Consider the following 20,584-nt stretch of genomic DNA (forward strand, 5'->3'; position numbering starts at 1 on the left):
GAGGTGACCGCGGAACACTACTCGACCGGAGCGGGCGGCGCTTCGACGCCGCGAATCTCGAACCGCGCACCGCCGTCCTCGCTCTCGGTCGCGCGAATCTCCCAGCCGTGTCGCTCGGCGATGTCGCCGACCACGGCCAGTCCGACGCCCGTCCCGTCCGCCGTCGTGGTGTACCCCCGTTCGAACACCCGTCCGTACTCGCCATCCGGGATGCCCGGTCCGTCGTCCTCGACGTAGAATCCCGATTCCCCGTCGAGGGAGCCGACTCGGACGGTTACGGCGGAACTGTCGCGTTCGACGGCGTTATCGTCCCGTGGCCGATTGCCCGTGGAGCCATGCTCCACGGCGTCCTCAGAACGCTGCGCGTTCTGATGGGCTGTATCAGACTCTGTCTGATGAACGTCCTCGTGAGCGTGTGAACGAGGACTCGTCGAACCGTGTTCGACGGCGTTATCGTCCGGTGGTCGATTGCCCGTGGAGCCATGCTCCACGGCGTTCCGGAAGAGGTTCTCGAACGCGCTCGTCAGTTGCCCCTCGTCGGCCAGCACCCGGCGGTCGGCCCCGTCGAACGTTATCTCCGCGTCCTCGGTTTCGACGTTTCGCCACGCGTCCTCGGCGACTCGCCGGAGGCGGAGACTGTCGCAGGTCGTCGTCCTCTCGCCCTTCGCGACGGCGAGGACCTCCTCGATGATGTCGTCGATGCGCTCGTGGGCCGAGTCCACTTTCGTGAGGCGCTCGGCGACGGCGTCGTCGTCGTTCGCGTCGCGGGCGAGTTCGAGGTTACCCTGTGCCACGTTGAGCGGATTGCGGAGGTCGTGTGCGATGGTGTGTCCGACCTGTTCGAGTTGCTCGTTCTGGCGCTTGAGGTGTCGCTCGTGGCGTTTGAGGCGCGTCACGTCGCGGAGGAACACCGTCGTTCCCGAGACGGAGTCGTCCGACAGCGAGGAGAACTGTACGTCGAAGTACCTGCGTTCGCCGTCGTCCTCGATTACGACCTCCGTCCCGGACCCGCCGTCGTCGTACCGTTCGACGAGTTCCGTGTACTCGCTGCACGCGTCGGCTATCGGTCGGCCGACGAACGTGTCGGCGCTCCCCCATCCGAACAGGTCGCGGGACGCGGGGTTGGCGTCCACGATTCGGTCGTCGCCGTCGAGGACGAGTACCGGGTCGTTCGTCTCCTCGAACACCGTCGACCGGCCGACGGGAACCGCGTCGAGGAAGTCGTACTCCGCTATCGCGTACCCGAACGCCAGCCCCGATACCGCGACGAAGACCTCCGGTTCCACCGTCGTCAGTCCGTTGTAGAACAGAAAGGAGGCGACCCAAGGTACCGTGGTTCCCGTGAGTACGGCGAGCGTCTGGCGGCGGTACAGTCTGTGGGACCTGACTAACCCGTGGAACAGCAGGACCGTGCCGACCCCGTTTACGAGGTTCGAGTACGTCCAACTCAGCCAGAACACCGGTCCGAAGGTTCGGCGAACGATGACGACTCCGCCCACGGTGGCGATATCGCTCGACGCTCGAACGAGGTGGTGGTACTGGTTCGTCCAAGAGAGCGCTACCGTCGCTATCATCGGAACGGCGAGGACTGAGAGCGTCCGTCTGTTCGCCCACCGCTCTCGTCCGGTGTACTCGCAGGCGAAGGCGAACCACGCGAGCGGGACGACGGAGAGACCGACGTACTGCACGTTCACCCAGAACAACTTCGCAGACAGCGTCACACTCGCGGCCTGCAGGGCGTTCCCTGCGGTCCAGAGCGACGCGGCCCCGGTGAACACCGCGACCGGGACCGCTCCCGCCGTCTGCCGTCGCTGCCACGCGAACGCGGCGACGCTGGCGGTGATGACCGCCGCGAGTGCCGACAGCACTACCGAGACCGTGATTTGCATAGTACTCGGAAACAGCGTAGACATGCGAACCGCTCCACATAAACGCTCGCACGCGATTATCACGGGTTGAATTAACTGGCTTTGAGTCCGCTATCTTCCGATAACTGATTAATACCTGTGGTGTATGGATTAAGTAAATTGCAGAGTTCTGCGATGGATTCGTTCGAGCAGACGAACTCCGTTATCTGAGCCAATCCCGCAGTCGCGCCACCAGTGTCGGTCCCTGCTTGCGACCGGTCCACTCGAAGTCGTCGTCGTTGTCGGCTTGCGTGTCGGCGATTCGTTCGCGGTAGGCTTCGGTCCGAGCCTCCAGAATCTGCTCGTTACGAGCGACGACCGCGTCGAGTCGGGACTCGGTTCGACGGAGTCGCCGTTCGAGCGTCTCCACCTCGTCTGCGAGTCGCGCGCGCTCGGCCAGCAGGTCCTCGTACTCGCTCTCGGACGGTCGCCGGTCGGGGTCGTGAGTGCGTTCGGGGGTCTCGGTACTCACGCACCCACAGACGGAGTCGAGAACCAAAAAGTCGCGTCAGACGAGAGTGTGACGCGTCTGACGGGCGAACGACGGCGTTTCGACTGGAGATTACTTCCCCGGTTCGGCGGTGACCGCGCCGACTCGTGGAGTCGGTTACTCCGACTCGCCGAGGTGGTCGAGCACGCCGTCGGTGTCTGCCGGGACGGGTTCGGGTTCGGCCCCCGCGGCCGCCGCCGCGTCGGGGTCCTTCAGCAGGTGGCCCGTAGTGAGGCAGACGACCTGCTCGTCGGCCGCGATTTCGCCAGCCTTCCGGAGTTTTCGGAGGCCCGCCACGGACGCCGCGCTCGCGGGTTCGACGCCGACGCCGTCGCGGGCGAGCGAGCGCTGGGCGTCGGTAATCTCCTCGTCGGAGACCGCGACCGCGGTCCCGCCGGTCTCGCGGATTCCGGGGAGCGCCTTCGGCGCGTTGACGGGATTCCCGATGCGGATGGCGGTCGCGCGGGTCTCGACCTCGTCCCAGCGCCGGACCTCGTCGTTGCCCTCCTCGATGGCCTCGACCATCGGGGCCGCGCCCTCGGCCTGCACGCCGGTCAGGGCCGGGACCTCCTCGGGGGTGAGCGACCCCGCCGCGACCTGTTCGCGGAACGCCTTGTAGAGCGCGGCGGTGTTGCCCGCGTTGCCGACCGGCAGGACGATGCGGTCGGGCAGGTCGCCGGTCTGGTCGCGGAACTGCTCCAGAATCTCGAGGCCGATGGTCTTCTGGCCCTCCAGTCGGAAGGGGTTGAGCGAGTTCAGTAGGTAGGCCTCGCCGCGGTCGGCGAGGTCCGAGACGATGTCGAGGCACGCGTCGAAGTTGCCGTCCACCTCCAGAATCCGCGCGCCGTGGAGGCTGGCCTGCGCGACCTTCCCGGCCGCGACCTTCCCCGCCGGGAGGAGGACGAGAACCTGCGTGTCGGCCCGCGCGCCGTAGCACGCCAGCGCCGCGCTGGTGTTGCCCGTGGACGCGCACGCGAGTCGGCCCACGCCGAGTTCCTCGGCCACGCGGACGCCGACGGTCATGCCGCGGTCCTTGAAACTCCCGGTCGGGTTCATCCCCTCGTGTTTGACTCGGAGGTCCGCGACGCCCACCTCGTCCTCGATGGTCGGGACCTCGTAGAGGGGCGTGTCGCCCTCCTCGATGCTCACGCCGGACTCGAACGGGAGCGCGTCGGCGTACCGCCAGACGCCGCGCTCGGTCAAGTCGGCGAAGTCGTCGAGCGAGGGGTGGTCGGCGTACCGAACTTCTAGCAGACTGTCGCAGTCGGGACACCGGTACCGAACCTCCTCGAACGGCGCGCCGGTCCAGTCGCAGTCGATGCAGGCCAACCAGACGCCGTCGTCGGCTCCGTCCGGTGGGGACTCGACTCCGGCGTCGGCCAACGTCAGGTCGGTCATTGGCGATTGGAAGGCGACCGACGGGGAAAAAGGGGCCGGTCGGCGGTAGATTTGTCCCGGACGGAGACGCACGGCTTCCGGATATCGAACCTGCCGACGCGTTCTAATCCGCCATCACATTCTAATCTGCCGTCACGTTCTAATCGCCCGGCTGTGCGACCGGACTGCACGTCCACCCAACGGGGATGTTATCCGTGGGAGACGTTCAGAGTATGGCTTCGGAAACCAGCACGGCAGTCGGAACGCCGGTCGAACAGTTCGCGTGGAAGGGCGGCGCGCTCGCCGGTCTCCTCGGCGGTATCGTCATGGGTGAGATGCTCACGATGCAGATGCGGCCGGTCATCGAAGTCGCCATCCCCTCGATGTACGGATTGGCGGGTCTCCCGGCGGGGTGGGTCGTCCACCTCTTCCACTCGGTGGCCCTCGGAATCGTGTTCGCGGCCGTCGTCGGAGCGCTGCCGACCGCCGTGCGCTCGACCGGCAAGAGCGTCGCCCTCGGCGTCGGCTACGGCGTCGTCCTGTGGGTCGTTCTCGCCGCCGTCGTCATGCCCGTCTGGCTCAGTGCGGTCGGCTTTCCGAAGGCACCGCCGCTCCCCAACTTCAATCCGATGAGTCTCGTCGGCCACGTCGTCTACGGGCTTGTTCTCGGCGCGTCGTTCCCCTCTCTCCGCGATTCGTAGGCGGACGGCCCTCGTAGCACGTTGATTCGCGTGTCACTGTCAGGGTTCCAGTACCAACTCCTCACCGTCGGTCTCGAATCGAGTTCCGAACTCGGCCGACAGCTCCCGCATGCGTTTCCTGCTCCACTCGGCCGCTTCCGCGCTCGCCTCCCCGACCGCGAAGTCGTCGATTTCGGTCGGAACGAGGCGCAACTCAGAAATCTCTCCGTCCTCCACTTCGACCTCGAACAGGAAACTCCGGTCGTTCCGGCTGGCCGAATCGACCGCGTAGTCGTCCACGAAGTCGCCGCAGTCGTAGAGGACGGGCGTCCCCTCGTGGACCTCGACCGCCTGAAAGACGTGGGCGCTGTGGCCGTGGACTACGTCGACGCCGCGCTCGGCCAGCCACCGACCGAACCGCCGGAAGTGGTCGGCCGGCTCCTCGACCATGTTCGGTCCCCAGTGGAGCGACGCCACCAGTAAGTCTGGGTCGGTTCGCCGAGCGCGGGCCAGCATCTCCTCCATCGTCTCGCGCGCTTGGGTCTCCTCGGACAGGTCGAGGTACGCGGTGCCGGGGCCGTCGGGTCCGGCGGCGAACTCGGGCGTGTTGTCGGTCGCCGAGACGAACGCGATTCGGAGGTCGTGGGCGGCGGTGTCGTCGGCGTCGCCGACTTCGACCGTCGCCGGTGCGCGGGCCGCCTCGCGGTCTTCTCCCGCGCCCGAACGAGCGATGCCCGCCGAATCGAGGCGGTCGAGCGTGTCGAGCAGTGCGGTCTCGCCGAAGTCCAGCAGGTGGTTGTTGGCGAGGTTCGCCCACTCGACGCCCGCCGCGTCGAGCGCGGGCACCGCCCAGTCGGGGTCGGCCCGGAAGTGGAACGGCCGGTGTGTCCGGGTCCACCGTTCTCCGCGAGTCGAGAGGCAACACTCCAGATTGACGAAGAGCGCGTCGAGCGACCGCAGGCGCTCGGTGAGGTCCCCCCAGACCGCTGTCACTGGCCGATTCTGACGGCGTTGGGCCTCGTCTACCTTCCGACCGAGCATCACGTCGCCCGTGAATCCGAGTCGTGCCATTCGTTTCCACCCCTCCGTTTCACTTCGAGCGAGGTCGGCAAAAGCGTACGCCCGATTCCGCCGGACGGCACCGTGACGGACCCGAAATATCGCTCGCTCCCCACCTGCAACGACGGGGTCGCCGGTGGCGAACCGAGTCGTCCCGCCGAATCCTCGGATTGACGCCGACACGGCGACCTGAGTGACTCACGCGACCGAACGTCGCGTACCGAACCGACGCTAAACGTGCCCGTAACGGCTCGTAGTGCCACGTAATCGCACGCTGTTTCGGTGAACTGGAGCGAACGACCACCTCGGTTCTTGGCCTCCCACGACGAACGAAGAGACATGGCGCGACGCGAAACCGCGGTCGGCCACGAGCGACCGGTCCGACGCCGATGGCTGGGCGGCGCGGTCGCGGGACTCCTCGCGGGCGTCGTCTTCGGTCTCTACCTCCAGTTCGTCGCGGGCGTCTTGCCAGCCACCGGCGGGTCCGGCGGGACCGAGACGCTGGCGTCCGACTGGGCGGTTCACCTGTTCCACAGCGTCGTGTTCGCGCTCGTCTACGCCGGTCTCGCCAGTTGGCCCCGCGTCGAAGCCGTCGCCGACCGCCCCGCGACGGGCGCGATACTCGGGGCGGGCTACGGGGTGGTCGTCTGGGCGGTGGCAGTCGCTGTCGCGTTCGCGTTCTGGGCCGTGGCCAACGGGGTCTGGGTCCTGCCGATTCCGAGTCCGAGTTGGGTCAGCCTCGCGGGTCACGTCCTCTACGGCGCGGTTCTGGGCGTCGGGTTCGCCGCCGTCAGGTCCAGAGCGGCCTGACCTGCGCCCGGCCGGAACGGACCCACGGTCGGCGGTCGGGCGACGCTACTCGTTCGTACTCGTGTCGTCGATGCTGGAGTCGCCCATGCTTCCGCCTGCCTGGGACGCCTCGTTGTGCATCTGCTCGATGGCCTTTTCGAGCTGTGGGTTCCCGCCGCCGGGTTGCGTGCCGAACGAGAACTCGCCCTTCCCGTCGATGGACACTCCTTCGGTCCAGCGCTCGTGGGGGTTCTCGCGCTCCTCGCGGAACGTGGACATGAACTCGTAGTTGAAGTCCTGATTCTCCTTCTCTTGGTCGAAGCTGGCGGGGACCGGCAGCGTCTCGCCCAACTCTTCGAGCGCCGCGTGCCACTGGTTCTGGTGCATCGTGTCGCGGGCGATGAGGTACGCGAGCATGTCCTTCATGCCGGGGTCGTCGGTCATCTCGTACAGCCGCGTCGCCAGCAGTCGCCCGGTGGACTCGGCCATGATGTTCGCGTACATGTCCGCCGCGAGGTTCCCGCTGGCGACGATGAAGTTCCCGCTGAAGGCGTTGCCATTGGCGTCCACGGGCATCGCGTGGAGTCCGGCCGACAGCGCCTGTCGCGGCTGCCCGCCGCTCATCATCGCGTCGATGACGGCGTCGTTCTCGCGGGCCTCCCGGCGCATCTCTTCGGGCGCGTCTTGGAGGTTCTTCGAGACGGCGGTGGCGAGCATCTCGATGTGTCCCAACTCCTCGGCGGCCGTCTCCATCAGCAGGTTGCGGTACTCCTGTCTCTCCTTCGGCTGGCCGAACGCTTGGAACATGTACTGGAGCGCGACGCGCATCTCCCCCTCGACGCCGCCGATGGCCTCCTGCAACATCTTGGCGAACTGCGGGTCCGGCTCTTCGACTTCGACTTCGTACTGGAGTTCGTTGTCGTGGTAAAACACTGTAGTTCCCCCGGCGCAATCAACCACGACGACGCCATAGTCTGTTTTGGCTGTTGACATTCATATTCTGCTAGTTGAATGGTCAGTTAGATTCTGTCGAGGGTCACGGTCCGAGTCCCCACCCCCGCGCCGGAAGGTGAAAGTTGATAACAGGGGACTGGATAGCCGCCGCTATGTACTCATGGCAGGCGACGTGGACGCCCGACGGCGACTCGCTGGCGGACCGCCGCGTCCGATTCGAGACCGACTACGACCGACTCGCCGACGCCGACGTTCTCACGAACGCGTACCGCGCGACGCGGCGGCAGAAAGTCATCGACGAGTACGCGCTCACCAGATACTGGACCCTCACCGACCTCACGGGCACCTACGCCGCAATCGAGGACACGCTGGGAGAACAGGCGTACCCGGAGTTGACGGCGTGGTTAGAGCGACGGCCCGAGGTGGTCGCCGTCCGCCCGCGAACGCCCGTCGTGGACGTGCTGCTCGACTCGACGGAGGACGGCTACGAACTCGAATCGGCGCTACGTGATTGGCTCGGTGCCGACATTTCGGCGACTGTCGAACGCACGACGACGCGGAAACCGGGCAAAAACGGTAGCGTTGGACAGGTTCCCCGCCTCCAACTCCGGACGCAGTTCCACCTCGCCGAGACCGTCGAACGCCACGCGGCAGACTAGCGGTTCGTCGTGAGTCCGCAGAGTGAGACTGCGACGAGAACGTCCCACGTTCGATTCTCCGCTCCTCACTGCGCGCCGAGAAGATGGGTCAACAGCGCCTTCTGGGTGTGCATCCGGTTCTCGGCCTGTTGCCAGACCACCGCCCGGTCGCTCTCCAGCACGTCGCCGGTAATCTCCTCGCCGCGGTGGGCGGGCAGGCAGTGCATCACGTCGGCCTCCGGCGCGGCCGCGAGCAGGTCGTCGTTCACCTGAAATCCGTCGAAGTCGCCGAGTTTCGCCTCGCGCTCGTCCTCCTCTCCCATGCTGACCCACACGTCGGTGTACACTACGTCGGCACCCTCGACGGCGGTCTCTGGGTCGTTGACGACTTCCGGCGCGGAACCGCGCTCGTCGGCGCGCTCCAGCACGTCCTCGTCCGGTTCGTACCCCTCGGGGGTCGCCATCGTCAGGTCGAGTCCGGCCATCGCAGTCCCGATGGCGAACGACTGGGCGACGTTGTTGCCGTCGCCGACCCACGCGACGCTCACGTCCTCGAACCCGTCGAACCGCTCGTAGATGGTGAAGAGGTCCGCGAGGGTCTGGCACGGGTGGGCGTCGTCCGAGAGTCCGTTTATCACCGGGACGGTGGCGTGGGTGGCCATGGATTCGAGCGCCCCGTGGTCGAACACGCGCGCCATCACCGCGTCGACGTAGCGCGAGAGCGCCCGGGCGGTGTCGGCGACGGGTTCGCCGTGGTCGAGGTGGGTCGTGTCCGGCCCGAGGTAGACGGCGTGGCCGCCCAACTGGGTCATCCCCGTCTCGAAGGAGACCCGCGTCCGGGTGCTGGGCTTCTCGAACAGCATGGCGAGCGTCTGGTTCGGTAGGACCGCGTGGGGGTCGCCCTCGCGGTGGGCCGCCTTGAGGTCCCCGGCGGTCGAGAACACGTCGGCGAGGTCGTCGTCCGAGAGGTCGTCTACGTCGAGGACGTGGCTGACTGGCGATTCGGCGGTCGAGGTCGTCGTGGATTCGGTCGCGTAGTTGCTCATGGTTCGGCGAGGTCCTCGGAGACGGCGTTCAGGACCGCGACGGAGCGGTCGAACCCTCCGAGGTCGAGGTGTTCGTTCGGCGCGTGGTCGAGGTCTGAGTCGCCGGGACCGTAGGTCGCCATCGGGCAGTCCCACGCTCCGGCGTAGAGGTTCATGTCGCTGGTTCCGGTCTTGCGGAGTAGTCGAGGGTCGCCCCCGACTCGTCGAATCGCGGCCCGGAACGCTCGCGCCACCTCGCTTCGGGGCGTCTCCATCACGGGCGGAATCGGCTCCCGCCAGTCGATGGCTCCCTCGTCCAGTTCGGCTTCGACCGTCTCTCGAATCCCCGCCGCCGTCGCGCCCGGCGGAATCCGGAACTGGACCTCGGCGCTGGCTTCCACCGAGAGTCCGTCCGCCGCGGTCCCGCCCGCGAACGCGACTGGCTTGGCGGTGACCTGCTCGAAGACGGGGGTCTCGCCCCCTCCGTCCTCGGCGTCCCGGCCCTCGTCGGCGAACGCGTCTTCGACCGACTGCCACCAGTCCATCGCGTGCTGTATCGCGTTGGGGTCGGGCCGAGAGGTGTGAGCCGAGTCCGTCTCGACCGCGTACTCCCCGGCCAGAAAGCCCCGGTAACCCAGCGTCACGCCGTCCCACCCCGAGGGTTCGCCGTTGACCACGGCGTCGGGGGCCTCGCGCTCCGCGACGAGGTGGCGCGCGCCCCGCGAGTCGGTCTCCTCGCCCACGACGCCGACGAAACTGACGCCGTTCTCGACCGCCGCCGCCGCCATCGCGGCGAGGGGACCTGTGGCGTCCACGCTCCCGCGGCCCCACAGCGTCTCGGTGCCGTCCTCGCTCTCCTCCGTGCGCACCGGGATGTCGCCGGGCACGGTGTCGATGTGCGAGGTCAGTAGGACCGAATCGTCGGCGGGCGCGCGGACGTTGCCCACTTCGTCCAGCCAGACCTCCCGGCCGCGCTCCTCGAAGAACGCCGCGAGGCGCTCGGCGCACTCCCGCTCCTCGCCCGAGGGCGAGGGAATCGCCACGAGGTCGTGGAGCAGTTCGCGGGCCGACTCGTCGCTCACGCTCACGTCGGCGCTCTCGCTCACGGCGACACCTCCGCGAGGACGCTCTCCAGCGCCGCGACCACTTCGTCGGCGTGACTCTCGCCGACGGTCAGCGGCGGGAGCAGGCGCACCACGGTCCGGCCCGCCGGGAGCGCCAGAACGCCGTGATTCATCGCCAGATGCTTCAGCAGGCGGTTCGCGCCGCGCTTCACTTCTGCGCCGATGAGGAGTCCCTCACCGCGGACCGTGCGAATCGGTACCTCGGAACCCCTCAGTTTCGACTGGAGATGGTTCCCGACCTCGGCGGCGTTCGCCGCGAGGTCTTCCTCGGCGATTACCGAGAGCGTGGCCTCCGCGGCCGCGCTGACCACCGGGCCGCCCGAGAACGTCGAGCCGTGGGGTCCGGCGTCCTCGGCTATCCAGTCGGCGCAGAGCGTCGCGCCGACCGGGAGACCGCCGCCGAGTCCCTTCGCCGAGGTGAGAACGTCGGGCACGACGCCGCGCTTCTCGCAGGCCCAGAGCGCCCCGGTCCGGCCCAGTCCGGTCTGAATCTCGTCCAGAATCAGGGCCGACCCGGTCTGCTCGGTCACCTCGCGGGCGGTCTGCAGGTAGCCCTCGGGCGCGGGGTTCACGCCGCCCTCGCCCTGAATCGGTTCGAGCAGGACCGCGGCCGTCTCGTCGTCCACGGCCTCTTCGAGGGCTTCCTCGTCGCCGTAGGGGACGAACTCGAAGTCCCCGGCGAGGGGTTCGAATGGCGTCTTGTACTTGGGTTTCCACGTCGCCGCGAGCGACCCCATCGTCCGGCCGTGGAACCCGCGCTGGGCCGCGACGATTTTGGAGTCGCCGGTGGCGCTGCGGGCGAACTTGATGGCGGCCTCGTTGGCCTCGGTGCCGGAGTTGCAGAGCCAGACGTTCTCCAAGTCGCCGGGCGCGACCGCCGCCAGTTTGTCGTAGAGACCGTCGCGGGCCGAGTTGGGATAGCTGGCCTGCACGAAGGTCAGCTTCTCGACCTGTTCCTGCACCGCCGAGACGACCTCGGAGTGACAGTGGCCGACCGCGGCGACGCCGTAACTCGCGCCGAAGTCGAGGTACTCGTTCCCCGAGTCGTCGTAGAGGTGGACGCCGTCGCCCGACTCGATGCGGATGGGCTTCTCGGAGTAGACGAATCCGCCAGTCATCTGACCGCCTCCGATTCGAGTTCCGCCGTCATCTGACCGCCCCCGGTTGGAACTCGGTCCCGTGGCCGGTCCGGGCCGCGGTGATTGGGTCGCGGTTGTTCGCGTCCGCGACCGTCACCGAGGCCGCGCCGCCGTCGAGGGCTTCGACCGCCGCCATGACCTTCTTCGTCATGAACCCCTCCGCGGCGTCCTTCGCCGCGTCGAGTTCCGCGGGCGTCCCGACCGACTCGACCAGCGAGTCGGGGTCGTCGGGGTCCTCGTAGACTCCGGCCACGTCGGTCAACACGACCAGTTCGCCGCCCAGCGCGCCCGCAATCGCGGCGGCCGCGCGGTCGGCGTCGGCGTTGACCGGCGTGTACTCCGTCGCGGTCCCCTCGCCGCGCGACTCCTCCGCGAGCATCGGGACCGTGACGACCGGGACGTAGCGTCCGGCCAGCAGGGTCGAGAGCAGGTCGTCGTTGACCGCCTCGATTTTGCCGGAGTGGTCGCCCCGCTTTATCTTCTTCCGGCCGTCTTCGAGGACCTTGACGGCCGACTTGCGCGGGCCGGTCAGGAGCTTTCCGTCCGCGCCCGAGAGACCGACCGCGTTCACGCCCTCGTTCTGGAGCGCCGCCACGAGGTCGGTGTTGAGTTTGCCCGGAAGCACCATCTCGAAGACTTCCATGGTCTTCTCGTCGGTGAAGCGACCGACGACGCCGCCGGGCGTCTCGACGTACTCCGGTTCCTCGCCCATCTGTTCCAGAGTGTCGTCTACCGCCGTGGAACCGCCGTGGACGACTACCACGTCCTCGCCGTTGGCGACGAGGTGGGCCACGTCCGAGAGCGCGCCTTCGGGGTCCACCGCCCGCGCGCCCCCGATTTTGACGACGACGGGCGGACTCTGTTCGTCCCCGCCGACCGCTCCTCCGTCGGTCCGCAGTCCGTCGTCGCCGAGGTCGTTGTCGATTAGCTCCTCGTGTGCCGCTTCGAGTTCCGATTTCGTGTAGTCGTGCGTCATGGGCTTCCCACCGGGTGGAGTCCCTGAAAGTCGAGTCCCGCGGTCTCTTCGAGACCGAGCGCGAGGTTGGCGGCGTGAACCGCCTGCCCGGCCGTGCCTTTCACCAGATTGTCGATGGCGCTGAACACGACGACGCGCTGGTTGCTGGGGTCCAACTCGAAGCCGACTTCGGCGTAGTTGGTCCCGGCGACCGCCTTGGGTTCGGGGTAGCGATAGACGCCCGATCCGCCGGACTGTAGCCGGACGAACGGCTCCTCGTCGTAGGTCTCGCGGAAGGCCGACCAGAGGTCGCCCTTCGAGACGGGACCGCTCGGGAAGACGTGGCAGGTCGCGGCCGCGCCGCGAACCATGTCCACGGCGTGGGCCGAGAAGGACACGTCGGTGTCCAGTTCCTGTTCGATTTCGGCCTCGTGGCGATGGCCGGTCGGCGCGTAGGGCCGGACGACGCCCGAGCGCTCGGCGTGGCTTCCCGCCTCGCTCGACGTCGCGCCGCCCTCCGAGGAGCCGACCTTCACGTCGGCGACTATCTGCTCGCTCGCGTCGCCGCCGAGAATCCCGGCCTCGAACAGCGGATAGAGACCGAGAATCGTCGCGGTGGCGTTACAGCCGCCCGCGGCGACGAGGTCCGCGCCGGGCAACTCCTCGCGGTGGAGTTCCGGCAGGGCGTACACCGCCTCGTCCAGATACTCGGGCGCGTCGTGGCCGTCGTACCACTCGTCGTACTGCTCGGCGGTGTTCAGCCTGAAGTCGGCGCTGAGGTCCATCACCGTGTCGGCCGCGTCGTAGAACGCGTCTATCTGACCCATCGAGACGCCGTGGGGCGTCGCGGCGAACAGCACGTCCACCGAGTCGAGGTCGGCGGGGTCGGAGAACCGGAGGTCGGTCCCGCGCATGTTGGGGTGGACCGACCCGACCGACTTGCCCGCGTACTCGCGACTGGTCGCGCCCGCGAGGTCGAAGTCGGGGTGACCGGCGAGGATGCGGAGGAGTTCGCCGCCCGCGAACCCGCTCGCGCCGACGACCGTAGCGGTGAGGCTCTCGCCGGTCGTTTTCTCGTCGCTCGTCGCGGTCGTCGTCTCGTCGCCTGCCACGGCGGTCTCTTCGTCGTCACCTGCCCCGGTCGTCCCGTTCGTGATTGGCATCAGGCGACCACCTCCTGTTTCGCGGCGGCCTTCGCTTCGAGCCAATCGACCACTTCGGCGGGCACGTCCGCGTCGGCGGTGTCGTTCAGCGCCTTGAACTCGACGGTGTGGTTGACCTCGTGGACGGTGTACGAGTCACCGGTCTCCATCAGGTCCACGCCCAGCAGGCCGCCGCCGACCGCGTCGCTCGCCTGCTCGACCAGTTCCTTCGCTTCGGCGTCGAGTTCGAACGCCTCGGTCTCGGCACCCTTCGCGGCGTTCGTGAGCCAGTGGTCCGACGAGCGCACCATCGCGGCGACGGGGTCGCCGTCCGCCGCGAGGACGCGAACGTCGCGGCCGGGCTTGTCCACGAACTCCTGCACGTAGAACACCTTGTGTTCGTAGTGGCCGAGCGTGGCCTTGTGTTCGAGAATCGCCTCCGCGGCGCTCCGGGAGTCGATTTTGGCCATCAGGCGACCCCACGACCCGACGACGGGCTTGAGGACGCAGGGGTAGCCGAACGATTCGATGCTCTCCATCGCCGACTCCTTGGTGAACGCCACGTCGGTCGCGGGCGTGGGGACTCCGGCGCCCGCGAGCGCGAGGCTGTTCTGCACCTTGTCGGCGCAGGTGCGGGCGGTCTCCGCGGAGTTGACGACCGGCACGCCGTACGCCTCGCAGAACTTCGTGGCGTAGAGGCTCCTGCTGGTGGCGAGACACCGGTCCACCACGACGTCGAGGTCCGCGAAGATTTCGGGGGCCTCGTCCAGTCCGAACCGGAGGTCGCGCACGTCTATCTTGACCACGTCGTGGCCGCGCTCGCGGAGTTCAGACAGCAGCAGCTTCTCGTCTTTCCGAATCCGGGAGTAGAGTAGTCCAACCTGCAACTTACTCCCCCCAGTCCTCTTCGAGCTCCGGGGCTCGGTCGAGGACTGGCGGGTTTCGCTCGACGACTTCCAGTTCGGCACCGCAGGTCGTGCAATCGACTATCTCTCCTACTTCGGCGTCGTCGTGCAGGGTCACGTCGGCCCCGCACTGTACGCATTCGGTCATAGCAGTTCTTCATATACCGCTATCGTACTTAAAACCACCGAACGTGTCAAAAAGTTATCGTAGCGCAGACGGGGCTCTAAGGGCGTGAAAAGGCAATTACTGCGTCAAATCGAAGTCGTCGCCGAGCTTCGAAGGTATATAAATACGGTCCCGGAGGGGACCGGCGGTCGGTCAGGCATATCGACTCACCTCCGTCCGGAGTTTCTCGGCGGCGGCCGCCAGCGAGTCGCGCTCGTCGGCCAGCGCCGCCTCGTCCGCGGCGACTGTCTCCTCGGCCGCGGTCAGGCCCGCGGCGACCGCTTCGGGTGCGGGACCGCCGGGCGACTCGCGCGACGCGACGCTCTCGGCGGGGTCGAGCGCGGCCTCGACCGCCTCGCGCTCGACGTAGGCGTCGAGCGAGTCGCCCAGCACGTCCCCGGCCGCCGCGTCGAGCGCGGCGTAGTCGGCCCCCTCCTCGGAGGCCTCCGCCACCATCTCGTGGGCCTTCCGGAAGGGAACCCCGGCCATCGCCAGCAGGTCGGCGACGCCCGTCGCGGTCGAGAACCCCTCGCCCGCCGCCTCGGCCAGCGCCGCCTCGTCCCACTCCGCGGTCGCCGCGGCCCCGGCCGCAACCGCGACCGCCTCCGACACTGCGTCCGCGGCCTCCCACGCGTGGGGCGTGGCGTTCTGGAGGTCGCGGTTGTACGCGCGGGGCAGGCCCTTCAGGGTCGTGAGAAGCCCGTTCAGTCCCGCCGCGGCGTCGCCCGCGGTCGCACGCACGAGTTCGAGCGTGTCGGGGTTCTTCTTCTGGGGCATGATGGAGGAGGTCGAGGAGTAGTCGTCCGAGAGTTCGACGAGGCCCTTGTTCGAGAACACGACGAGGTCCTCGGCGAGGCCCGAGACGGTCGTCGCGAGGTTCGAGAGCGCGGCGACGACCTCCACGAGGAAGTCGCGGGTCGAGACCGCGTCCATCGAGTTCGCCACGAGTCCGTCGAAGCCGAGCAACTCGGCGGTGCGCTCGCGGTCCACGTCGAAGGGCGTGCCCGCGAACGCCGCCGCGCCGAGGGGCGACCGATTCACCCGAGCGTAGGCGTCGAACAGTCTCGCGGTGTCGCGCGCGACCGCCTGCTCGTAGGAGAGCAGGTAGTGGCCGACGGTGGTCGGCTGTGCGGGCTGGAGGTGCGTGTAACCGGGCATCACGGTCTCGGCGTGTTCCTCGGCGACCTCCGCGAGCGCCTTGCGGAGGCCGAGGGTGGCCTCGACGGCCTCCAACACGTCCTCGCGCAGGCGGTAGCGGATGCAGGTCGCCACCTCGTCGTTGCGCGACCGGGCGGTGTGCATCTTCCCGCCCACGTCTCCCGCGCGCCCGACGACCGCGGTCTCGATGGCGGCGTGAACGTCCTCGCCGCCGGGCAGGGCGTCGAAGCCCGCCGACTCCACCTCGTCCAGCGCCGAGAGGATGGCGGTCGCCTCGCCGTCGTCCACGACGCCCTGCTCGGCGAGCATCACGACGTGGGCGCGGTCCACCGCGAGGTCGGTCGCGAAGATGCGCTCGTCGTCGTCCATCGAGGAGAGGAACCCGCGGGCGGGGCCGCCGCTGAAGCGGTCGCGGCGCACCACGTCGGACGCTCCGGAGTCGCTCGCGGTTTCACCGTCTTCTCGCGGGCTTCGCCCGCTCGAATGGTCTGCGGAGCGTTGCTCCGCACCACTTGCGTATTCCGAGGCGTTCTGCGCCTCGTGTTCGCTCTCCTCGGTCATCGTTCAGTTCTCCTCACTGCTCTCGTCGCCGGAGCCGTCGGTCAGCAGTTCCGCCTTCTTCGCCTCGGCGTTCGCGGCGACCTCGTTGGCCAGTCTCGACTGGAAGCCGTGGTACTTCGCCACGCCGGTCGCGTCGGCCTGCGCGATGCCGTCCACCGACTCGGTGTTGAACGAGGCGGCCGACTCGGAGTAGACCGCGTAGTCGCTCTCGCGGGCCACCGGACGGGCCTGTCCGCCCTCGAACTTGACGGTGACGGTGCCAGTGACCTTCTGCTGGGTCGTGTCCACGAAGCCGTCGAGGGCGTCCACGAGCGGTGCGGACAGGAGACCTTCGTAGGCCTTCTCGGCCCACTGCTGGTCCACCTGCTTCTTGAACGCGCGCTCTTCCTCGGTGAGGACGAGTCCTTCGAGCGCCTCGTGGGCGTTGAGGAGCGTGGTGGCGGCGGGATGCTCGTAGTTCTCGCGGACCTTCAGGCCGAGCATGCGGTCTTCCATCATGTCGGTGCGGCCGACGCCGTAACTCCCGGCGAGGTCGTTGAGGTACTCGATGAGTTGAACTTCGGGCATCTCCTCGCCGTCGATGGCGACGGGATAGCCGTCCTCGAAGGTGATTTCGATAGTCTCGAACTCGCCGTCCTCGGTCGTCTTCTGGCCGGGCGCGTCGGTCCACTCGTAGATGTCCTCCGGCGGGACGTAGCCGGGGTCTTCGAGGTCCGCGCCCTCGACCGAGCGACTCCAGAGGTTCGTGTCGATGCTCCAGTCGCCCTCGTTGCCGCCCTCGACGGGGAGGTCCTTCTCGTCGGCGTACTCCATCTCCCACTCGCGGGTCAGGCCGAGTTCGCGGACGGGCGCGATGACTTCGAGGTCCGAGTCGCGCCAGACCGCCTCGAAGCGCAGTTGGTCGTTCCCTTTTCCGGTACAGCCGTGGGCGACGGCGTCGCAGTCGTTCTCCACGGCCACGTCGAGAATGGCCTCGGCGATGACGGGGCGCGCCAGCGCGGTGCCGAGCGGATAGCCCTGATACGTCGCGTTGGCTTTCACCGCGTCGAGGCACTGCTGGGCGAACGCGTCCTTCGCGTCCACGACGTAGTGGTCGAGGTCGAGCGCCTCGGCGGTCTCCTCGGCCTCGTCGAACTCCTCGGCGGGTTGGCCGACGTCTACCGTGACGCCGATTACTTCGTCGTAGTCGTACTCCTCTTCGAGCAGCGGGACGCATACTGTGGTGTCGAGTCCGCCCGAGAAGGCGAGCGCGACGGTCTTTTTGTCTGTCATGTTAGGTGTGGTGTGTTGTGTGTCTTATCCGGAACGTAGTTCGCTGACGATACGGGTGACGTCGGCGGCGGGAAACTCGGTAGAATCGTGGGATGAGGATAAGGTGGGGTCTAAAGGGACCCCGGTCGTCGTCGCGGCGCGAGAACGAGGGTGGACACGCGGCTCTGGGCGAGTGCGAACGAACCCGAGCCGTGAGTCTCTGTCATCATCATCTCCTTCGGCACGGAGGGGTTTAAACTCTATCGGCGCGGCAAGGATTACAGTCAACGGAGAGACATCTACCGGCCGGAAGTAGTCTCGGGAGTCGCTCCCCGTCAGAACCGGACCTCGAATCGCGCACCGCCGGAATCGCTCTCGGCGACCGAGACGGTCCACCCGTGGGCCTCCGCGATACGCCGAACGATTGTGAGCCCCAGTCCGGTCCCCCCGTCGTCCGTCGAGAAGCCGTGTTCGAACACCGACTCGCGCTGGTCTTCGGGGATGCCCGACCCGTCGTCGGCGACGTAGAACCCGTCCTCACCGTCGAGCGGACCGACCCGAACCGTCACCGTTCGGCCGCCGTGTTCTATCGAGTTGCGGAAGACGTTCTCAAGCAGTTGCTGGAGGCGGTCGCGGTCGGCCTCGACCACTACGTCGTCCTCCATCCGGCAGGTGGCGTCGTCGGTATCGACGTTCCTCCACGCGTCGGCCGTCACTGCCGACAGGTCGTGGGGGGTCACGTCGTCCAGCGCGTCGCCCTTCTCGGCCAACGTCAGTAGGTTCTGAATCAACTGTTCCATCCGTTCGAGCGCGCTCTCGACCTGCTCGAAGTCCTCCTCGGAACCGGTCTCCTCGGCCATGTTGAGGTAGACTCTGGCAACGTTCAGCGGGTTGCGGAGGTCGTGGCTGACCACGCTGGCGAACTCTTCGAGTCGGTGGTTCTTCTCGCGGAGCGCGCGCTCGTCGGCCATCTGCTCGTACTCGTAGCGCAACCACTGGGAGATGAGTTCGACGTATATCTTCTCGTTCTCGGAGAACGACCGCTCTCTGGGGCTTCGGTCGGCGAAACAGAGTGTTCCGTAGAAGTCGTCGTTCACGAACATCTTCGCGCCGACGTAACAGCCCAGACCGTAGGTCTCGTACGCCGGGTCGTCGAGCCACCCCTCCGACTCGGCGTCCTCCACGCTCAGCAGTCCCTCGTCCTCGATGGTCTTCCGGCAGTAGGTCTCGGCCAGCGGCGCTGTCTCGCCGGGTTGGAGCAGTTCGTGAGACCCCACTGCATCCACGATTTCGAAGGTGTCGTCCTCGATGCGCGAGACGAATCCCACGTCCACGTCGAGGCGCTCTCGGCCGAGTTCCAGTAGTCGTCGTCGCTTCTGTTCGTAGGAGAGTTCCGTGTTCGACGCGGTCCGGTAGAGTTTCCGCAGGTACGTCTCGTTCTCCCTGAGTTCGGTCGCGATGCGGGCGTAGTCGTCGTCGGTCGTCTCCTGTGTGACGAGCGTCCCGACGAGTCCGCCGGAGGTCCGGCGCACCACGGCGTTCTCGACGCGGGTGACCAGCAGTGCCGACTGGTCGCGGTCGGACCGTCGTTCGAGGTAGTCGGTCGCGCCGCGTGCGAGCGCCTCCGCGGCGCTGTCGTCTCCCTCTTCCGCGACGAACACGTACGGGAGGTCGGGCCAGCGGTCCCGTACGGCGTCGAGCAGTTCGAATCCGGCGTCCACGTCGCCGACGACGCAGTCGAACCCCTCGGTCTCCAGACGGTCGAGTGCGCTCTCTCGGTCCGCGGCGACCGTCACGGTGAACGCCTCCTCGCGGCGGACGCTCCGCGCGAACGCCTCGGTCCCCGGTCTGTCGCCGACGAAGATGACTCGAATCGCTTCCCCGGAGAACTCCATTCGTCGCAACGATGGGTCCCGAGTTCAATAAGTGTAGACCCTCGAACGTTCCGCTCCCGAGGACTACCGAGGTGACAGTCCGCTCGCGCTCGGAACGTCCGCCGTCTCCGGGTCGCTCTCGCGGCCGGTCGGACTCGGGTCGTCGTACCTACGCGGGTTCGACCCGACGCCGGACGGTGAGCGTACTGTACGCCGCGGCGGCGAACACGACGACTGCGAGTCCAGCGCCGACTGCTCGGTATCCCGAAGCCGTCAGGACCGTCAGCGCGAGCAGTCCGCCGACGAACAGGAGGAGGGCGTACGGGACGTAGCTCCGGTCGAGGGTCGTCGAGAGCAGCACCAGCGACCCGATAATCCACAGTTGCGGTCCCAGAGCGACCCCGACGAGTCCGGCCGGGAAGAACAGCAGGCCGATGGCCGTGGCGACGCCTTCCCGTCCCGTGGCGATGCTCGCGGCGGAGACGATAGTCGCTCCGACGAGGACGGCGACGAGTGCTACCGTCGAGAGTCGCCGTGACCCGACCGGGGAACCGATCGCGTAGGCTCCCAGCGCGACTGCGACGGCGACTGCCGAAATCGCGGGTAGCAGTCGAAGGCGTTCTCGATTAGCAGGTGCGGTCACGAGTAATGGTCCGTCGCGGCGGATTAAAGCGTTGGTGTGCCCCAGACCGTGTACAACGTCCCGCTCTGGGCGGTCCCGGAGCTACGATAGTCGTTCCTCGGTGTCACAACGTACAATCGCTCACGCGTTCGAAGAGAGGCGTTCTCCGGGACCCCGACCGTCCGCGGGTGGCTTCGACGGCACGTGACACGCCCGTCGAATCGTCATCCTCTTGGCTCGCGCGAACCGACGCTTCGACAGTGTACAGCCTCAACGTCGCGGTTCCCGGCGAGGTCGAACGGCTCGCCGAGGACCTCCGGCCCGCGCTCCTCGACTTCGACGCGATTCGAGAGCGCCACACCCTCCTCTGCAAGCGCCTCGGCGACTCGCCGCCGGGCGGAGTCGCACGTCTGCGCGAGCAGGTCCGCACGGTGCTCGGGGGCGCGCCGGTCTTCGAGGTCCGCGTCACGGGTCTCGACTACTTCGCCTATCCGCCACTCGGCGAGGGACCGGTCGTCTACCTCGCGGTCGAGAGTCCCGGCCTCCGGCGGATTCACCGCAGACTGCTCGACGAGTTCTCCGCGATAGAGGAGTTCGAGGGCGACGACTACGTGCCCCACGTCACGCTGGCGCGCGGCGGCGACGTGGAGACCGCGCGTCGGTTCGTGGAGCGCGACATCGAACCCGTGACGTTCACCGTGAACCGACTGGCGCTCTGGGACGCGACCTACGACGAGGAGGTCGCGTCGTTCTCGCTGCCCGCCTGAG

General features: G+C 67.6%; 20 protein-coding genes. 4 read left to right on the forward strand and 16 right to left on the reverse strand.

The features are described 5' to 3' along the window. Nucleotides 1–17 precede the first annotated feature (17 nt). The 3 genes from NGM06_RS16150 to thrC all read right to left on the reverse strand — a co-directional run bounded on the left by NGM06_RS16150 (nucleotide 18) and on the right by thrC (nucleotide 3,795). Complete coding sequence (locus tag NGM06_RS16150) at nucleotides 18–1,889, reverse strand: histidine kinase N-terminal 7TM domain-containing protein (protein ID WP_254267946.1); 1,872 nt, start codon at nucleotides 1,887–1,889, stop codon at nucleotides 18–20. Nucleotides 1,890–2,070: 181 nt separating this feature from the next. Further along, nucleotides 2,071–2,379 (reverse strand): hypothetical protein, encoded by a 309-nt coding sequence (locus tag NGM06_RS16155; protein WP_254267947.1) that lies wholly within the window; start codon nucleotides 2,377–2,379, stop codon nucleotides 2,071–2,073. Nucleotides 2,380–2,514: 135 nt separating this feature from the next. Further along, complete coding sequence (gene thrC / locus NGM06_RS16160; protein ID WP_254267948.1) at nucleotides 2,515–3,795, reverse strand: threonine synthase; 1,281 nt, start codon at nucleotides 3,793–3,795, stop codon at nucleotides 2,515–2,517. 212 nt (nucleotides 3,796–4,007) lie between these two features. Between thrC and NGM06_RS16165 the strand changes: the two genes are divergently transcribed. Further along, nucleotides 4,008–4,475, forward strand: coding sequence for a DUF6789 family protein (locus tag NGM06_RS16165; RefSeq protein WP_254267949.1), 468 nt, complete (start codon nucleotides 4,008–4,010; stop codon nucleotides 4,473–4,475). 39 nt (nucleotides 4,476–4,514) lie between these two features. Here the strand turns inward: NGM06_RS16165 and NGM06_RS16170 are convergent, their stop codons facing one another. After that, nucleotides 4,515–5,525, reverse strand: coding sequence for a CapA family protein (locus NGM06_RS16170; protein ID WP_254267950.1), 1,011 nt, complete (start codon nucleotides 5,523–5,525; stop codon nucleotides 4,515–4,517). A gap of 327 nt (nucleotides 5,526–5,852) precedes the next feature. Here NGM06_RS16170 and NGM06_RS16175 point away from each other — a divergent pair, with 327 nt between their 5' ends. Then, entirely contained in the window at nucleotides 5,853–6,323 is a 471-nt protein-coding gene (locus NGM06_RS16175) for a hypothetical protein (RefSeq protein WP_254267951.1), read from the forward strand. 45 nt (nucleotides 6,324–6,368) lie between these two features. On the opposite strand, the gene NGM06_RS16180 is transcribed toward NGM06_RS16175, so the two are convergent. Continuing rightward, nucleotides 6,369–7,235 (reverse strand): manganese catalase family protein, encoded by an 867-nt coding sequence (locus tag NGM06_RS16180; protein WP_254267952.1) that lies wholly within the window; start codon nucleotides 7,233–7,235, stop codon nucleotides 6,369–6,371. A 173-nt stretch (nucleotides 7,236–7,408) separates the two neighbouring features. Between NGM06_RS16180 and NGM06_RS16185 the strand changes: the two genes are divergently transcribed. After that, the gene (locus tag NGM06_RS16185) at nucleotides 7,409–7,915 is read left to right on the forward strand and encodes a hypothetical protein (protein ID WP_254267953.1); all 507 of its coding nucleotides are present in this window, start codon (nucleotides 7,409–7,411) and stop codon (nucleotides 7,913–7,915) included. Between the two features lie 65 nt (nucleotides 7,916–7,980). Here NGM06_RS16185 and argF read toward each other — a convergent pair whose 3' ends face one another. The 11 genes from argF to NGM06_RS16240 form a co-directional block, all read right to left on the reverse strand. Further along, a complete protein-coding gene (argF, locus tag NGM06_RS16190; protein ID WP_254267954.1) occupies nucleotides 7,981–8,940 on the reverse strand; it encodes an ornithine carbamoyltransferase in 960 nt (319 codons plus the stop codon). Continuing rightward, nucleotides 8,937–10,025 carry a [LysW]-lysine hydrolase gene (locus NGM06_RS16195; protein ID WP_254267955.1) on the reverse strand — a complete coding sequence of 363 codons (1,089 nt, stop codon included), beginning with the start codon at nucleotides 10,023–10,025 and terminating at the stop codon, nucleotides 8,937–8,939. Before NGM06_RS16195 ends, argF begins: the two co-directional genes overlap by 4 nt. After that, nucleotides 10,022–11,161: an aspartate aminotransferase family protein gene (locus tag NGM06_RS16200; RefSeq protein ID WP_254267956.1), complete on the reverse strand. Its 1,140-nt coding sequence runs from the start codon at nucleotides 11,159–11,161 to the stop codon at nucleotides 10,022–10,024. Before NGM06_RS16200 ends, NGM06_RS16195 begins: the two co-directional genes overlap by 4 nt. Nucleotides 11,162–11,189: 28 nt before the next feature. After that, complete coding sequence (locus NGM06_RS16205; protein WP_254267957.1) at nucleotides 11,190–12,158, reverse strand: acetylglutamate/acetylaminoadipate kinase; 969 nt, start codon at nucleotides 12,156–12,158, stop codon at nucleotides 11,190–11,192. Continuing rightward, nucleotides 12,155–13,300, reverse strand: a complete 1,146-nt coding sequence (gene argC, locus NGM06_RS16210; RefSeq protein ID WP_254267958.1) for an N-acetyl-gamma-glutamyl-phosphate reductase — start codon at nucleotides 13,298–13,300, stop codon at nucleotides 12,155–12,157. Before argC ends, NGM06_RS16205 begins: the two co-directional genes overlap by 4 nt. After that, on the reverse strand, nucleotides 13,300–14,166 hold the full coding sequence (gene lysX / locus NGM06_RS16215; RefSeq protein ID WP_254267959.1) for a lysine biosynthesis protein LysX: 867 nt from the start codon (nucleotides 14,164–14,166) through the stop codon (nucleotides 13,300–13,302). The genes argC and lysX overlap by 1 nt, the downstream gene beginning before the upstream one ends. 1 nt (nucleotide 14,167) lies before the next feature. Beyond that, entirely contained in the window at nucleotides 14,168–14,332 is a 165-nt protein-coding gene (gene lysW, locus NGM06_RS16220; RefSeq protein ID WP_135823492.1) for a lysine biosynthesis protein LysW, read from the reverse strand. A 171-nt stretch (nucleotides 14,333–14,503) separates the two neighbouring features. Further along, the gene (argH, locus tag NGM06_RS16225; RefSeq protein ID WP_254267960.1) at nucleotides 14,504–16,069 is read right to left on the reverse strand and encodes an argininosuccinate lyase; all 1,566 of its coding nucleotides are present in this window, start codon (nucleotides 16,067–16,069) and stop codon (nucleotides 14,504–14,506) included. 3 nt (nucleotides 16,070–16,072) lie between these two features. Next, entirely contained in the window at nucleotides 16,073–17,341 is a 1,269-nt protein-coding gene (locus NGM06_RS16230; protein ID WP_254267961.1) for an argininosuccinate synthase, read from the reverse strand. A gap of 314 nt (nucleotides 17,342–17,655) precedes the next feature. Further along, nucleotides 17,656–19,215, reverse strand: a complete 1,560-nt coding sequence (locus NGM06_RS16235; RefSeq protein ID WP_254267962.1) for an ATP-binding protein — start codon at nucleotides 19,213–19,215, stop codon at nucleotides 17,656–17,658. Nucleotides 19,216–19,363: 148 nt separating this feature from the next. Continuing rightward, nucleotides 19,364–19,837: a hypothetical protein gene (locus tag NGM06_RS16240; protein ID WP_254267963.1), complete on the reverse strand. Its 474-nt coding sequence runs from the start codon at nucleotides 19,835–19,837 to the stop codon at nucleotides 19,364–19,366. A 239-nt stretch (nucleotides 19,838–20,076) separates the two neighbouring features. On the opposite strand from NGM06_RS16240, the gene NGM06_RS16245 reads away from it, so the two are divergent. Beyond that, the gene (locus NGM06_RS16245; RefSeq protein WP_254267964.1) at nucleotides 20,077–20,583 is read left to right on the forward strand and encodes a 2'-5' RNA ligase family protein; all 507 of its coding nucleotides are present in this window, start codon (nucleotides 20,077–20,079) and stop codon (nucleotides 20,581–20,583) included. The last annotated feature ends 1 nt before the right edge of the window (nucleotide 20,584 follow it).

The sequence above is a fragment of the Halorussus aquaticus genome, assembly GCF_024218795.1.
Lineage (GTDB): Archaea > Halobacteriota > Halobacteria > Halobacteriales > Haladaptataceae > Halorussus > Halorussus aquaticus.

What these genes read in the sequence shown, in the direction of transcription:
- NGM06_RS16150 (WP_254267946.1), bottom strand. Translation starts at nt 1,889, where the DNA reads ATGCAAATCACGGTCTCGGTAGTGCTGTCGGCACTCGCGGCGGTCATC.
- NGM06_RS16200 (WP_254267956.1), bottom strand. Translation starts at nt 11,161, where the DNA reads ATGACTGGCGGATTCGTCTACTCCGAGAAGCCCATCCGCATCGAGTCG.
- NGM06_RS16170 (WP_254267950.1), bottom strand. Translation starts at nt 5,525, where the DNA reads ATGGCACGACTCGGATTCACGGGCGACGTGATGCTCGGTCGGAAGGTA.
- NGM06_RS16165 (WP_254267949.1), top strand. Translation starts at nt 4,008, where the DNA reads ATGGCTTCGGAAACCAGCACGGCAGTCGGAACGCCGGTCGAACAGTTC.
- thrC (WP_254267948.1), bottom strand. Translation starts at nt 3,795, where the DNA reads ATGACCGACCTGACGTTGGCCGACGCCGGAGTCGAGTCCCCACCGGAC.
- NGM06_RS16235 (WP_254267962.1), bottom strand. Translation starts at nt 19,215, where the DNA reads ATGGAGTTCTCCGGGGAAGCGATTCGAGTCATCTTCGTCGGCGACAGA.
- NGM06_RS16175 (WP_254267951.1), top strand. Translation starts at nt 5,853, where the DNA reads ATGGCGCGACGCGAAACCGCGGTCGGCCACGAGCGACCGGTCCGACGC.
- argF (WP_254267954.1), bottom strand. Translation starts at nt 8,940, where the DNA reads ATGAGCAACTACGCGACCGAATCCACGACGACCTCGACCGCCGAATCG.
- argC (WP_254267958.1), bottom strand. Translation starts at nt 13,300, where the DNA reads ATGCCAATCACGAACGGGACGACCGGGGCAGGTGACGACGAAGAGACC.
- NGM06_RS16185 (WP_254267953.1), top strand. Translation starts at nt 7,409, where the DNA reads ATGTACTCATGGCAGGCGACGTGGACGCCCGACGGCGACTCGCTGGCG.
- NGM06_RS16230 (WP_254267961.1), bottom strand. Translation starts at nt 17,341, where the DNA reads ATGACAGACAAAAAGACCGTCGCGCTCGCCTTCTCGGGCGGACTCGAC.
- lysW (WP_135823492.1), bottom strand. Translation starts at nt 14,332, where the DNA reads ATGACCGAATGCGTACAGTGCGGGGCCGACGTGACCCTGCACGACGAC.
- argH (WP_254267960.1), bottom strand. Translation starts at nt 16,069, where the DNA reads ATGACCGAGGAGAGCGAACACGAGGCGCAGAACGCCTCGGAATACGCA.
- NGM06_RS16205 (WP_254267957.1), bottom strand. Translation starts at nt 12,158, where the DNA reads ATGACGCACGACTACACGAAATCGGAACTCGAAGCGGCACACGAGGAG.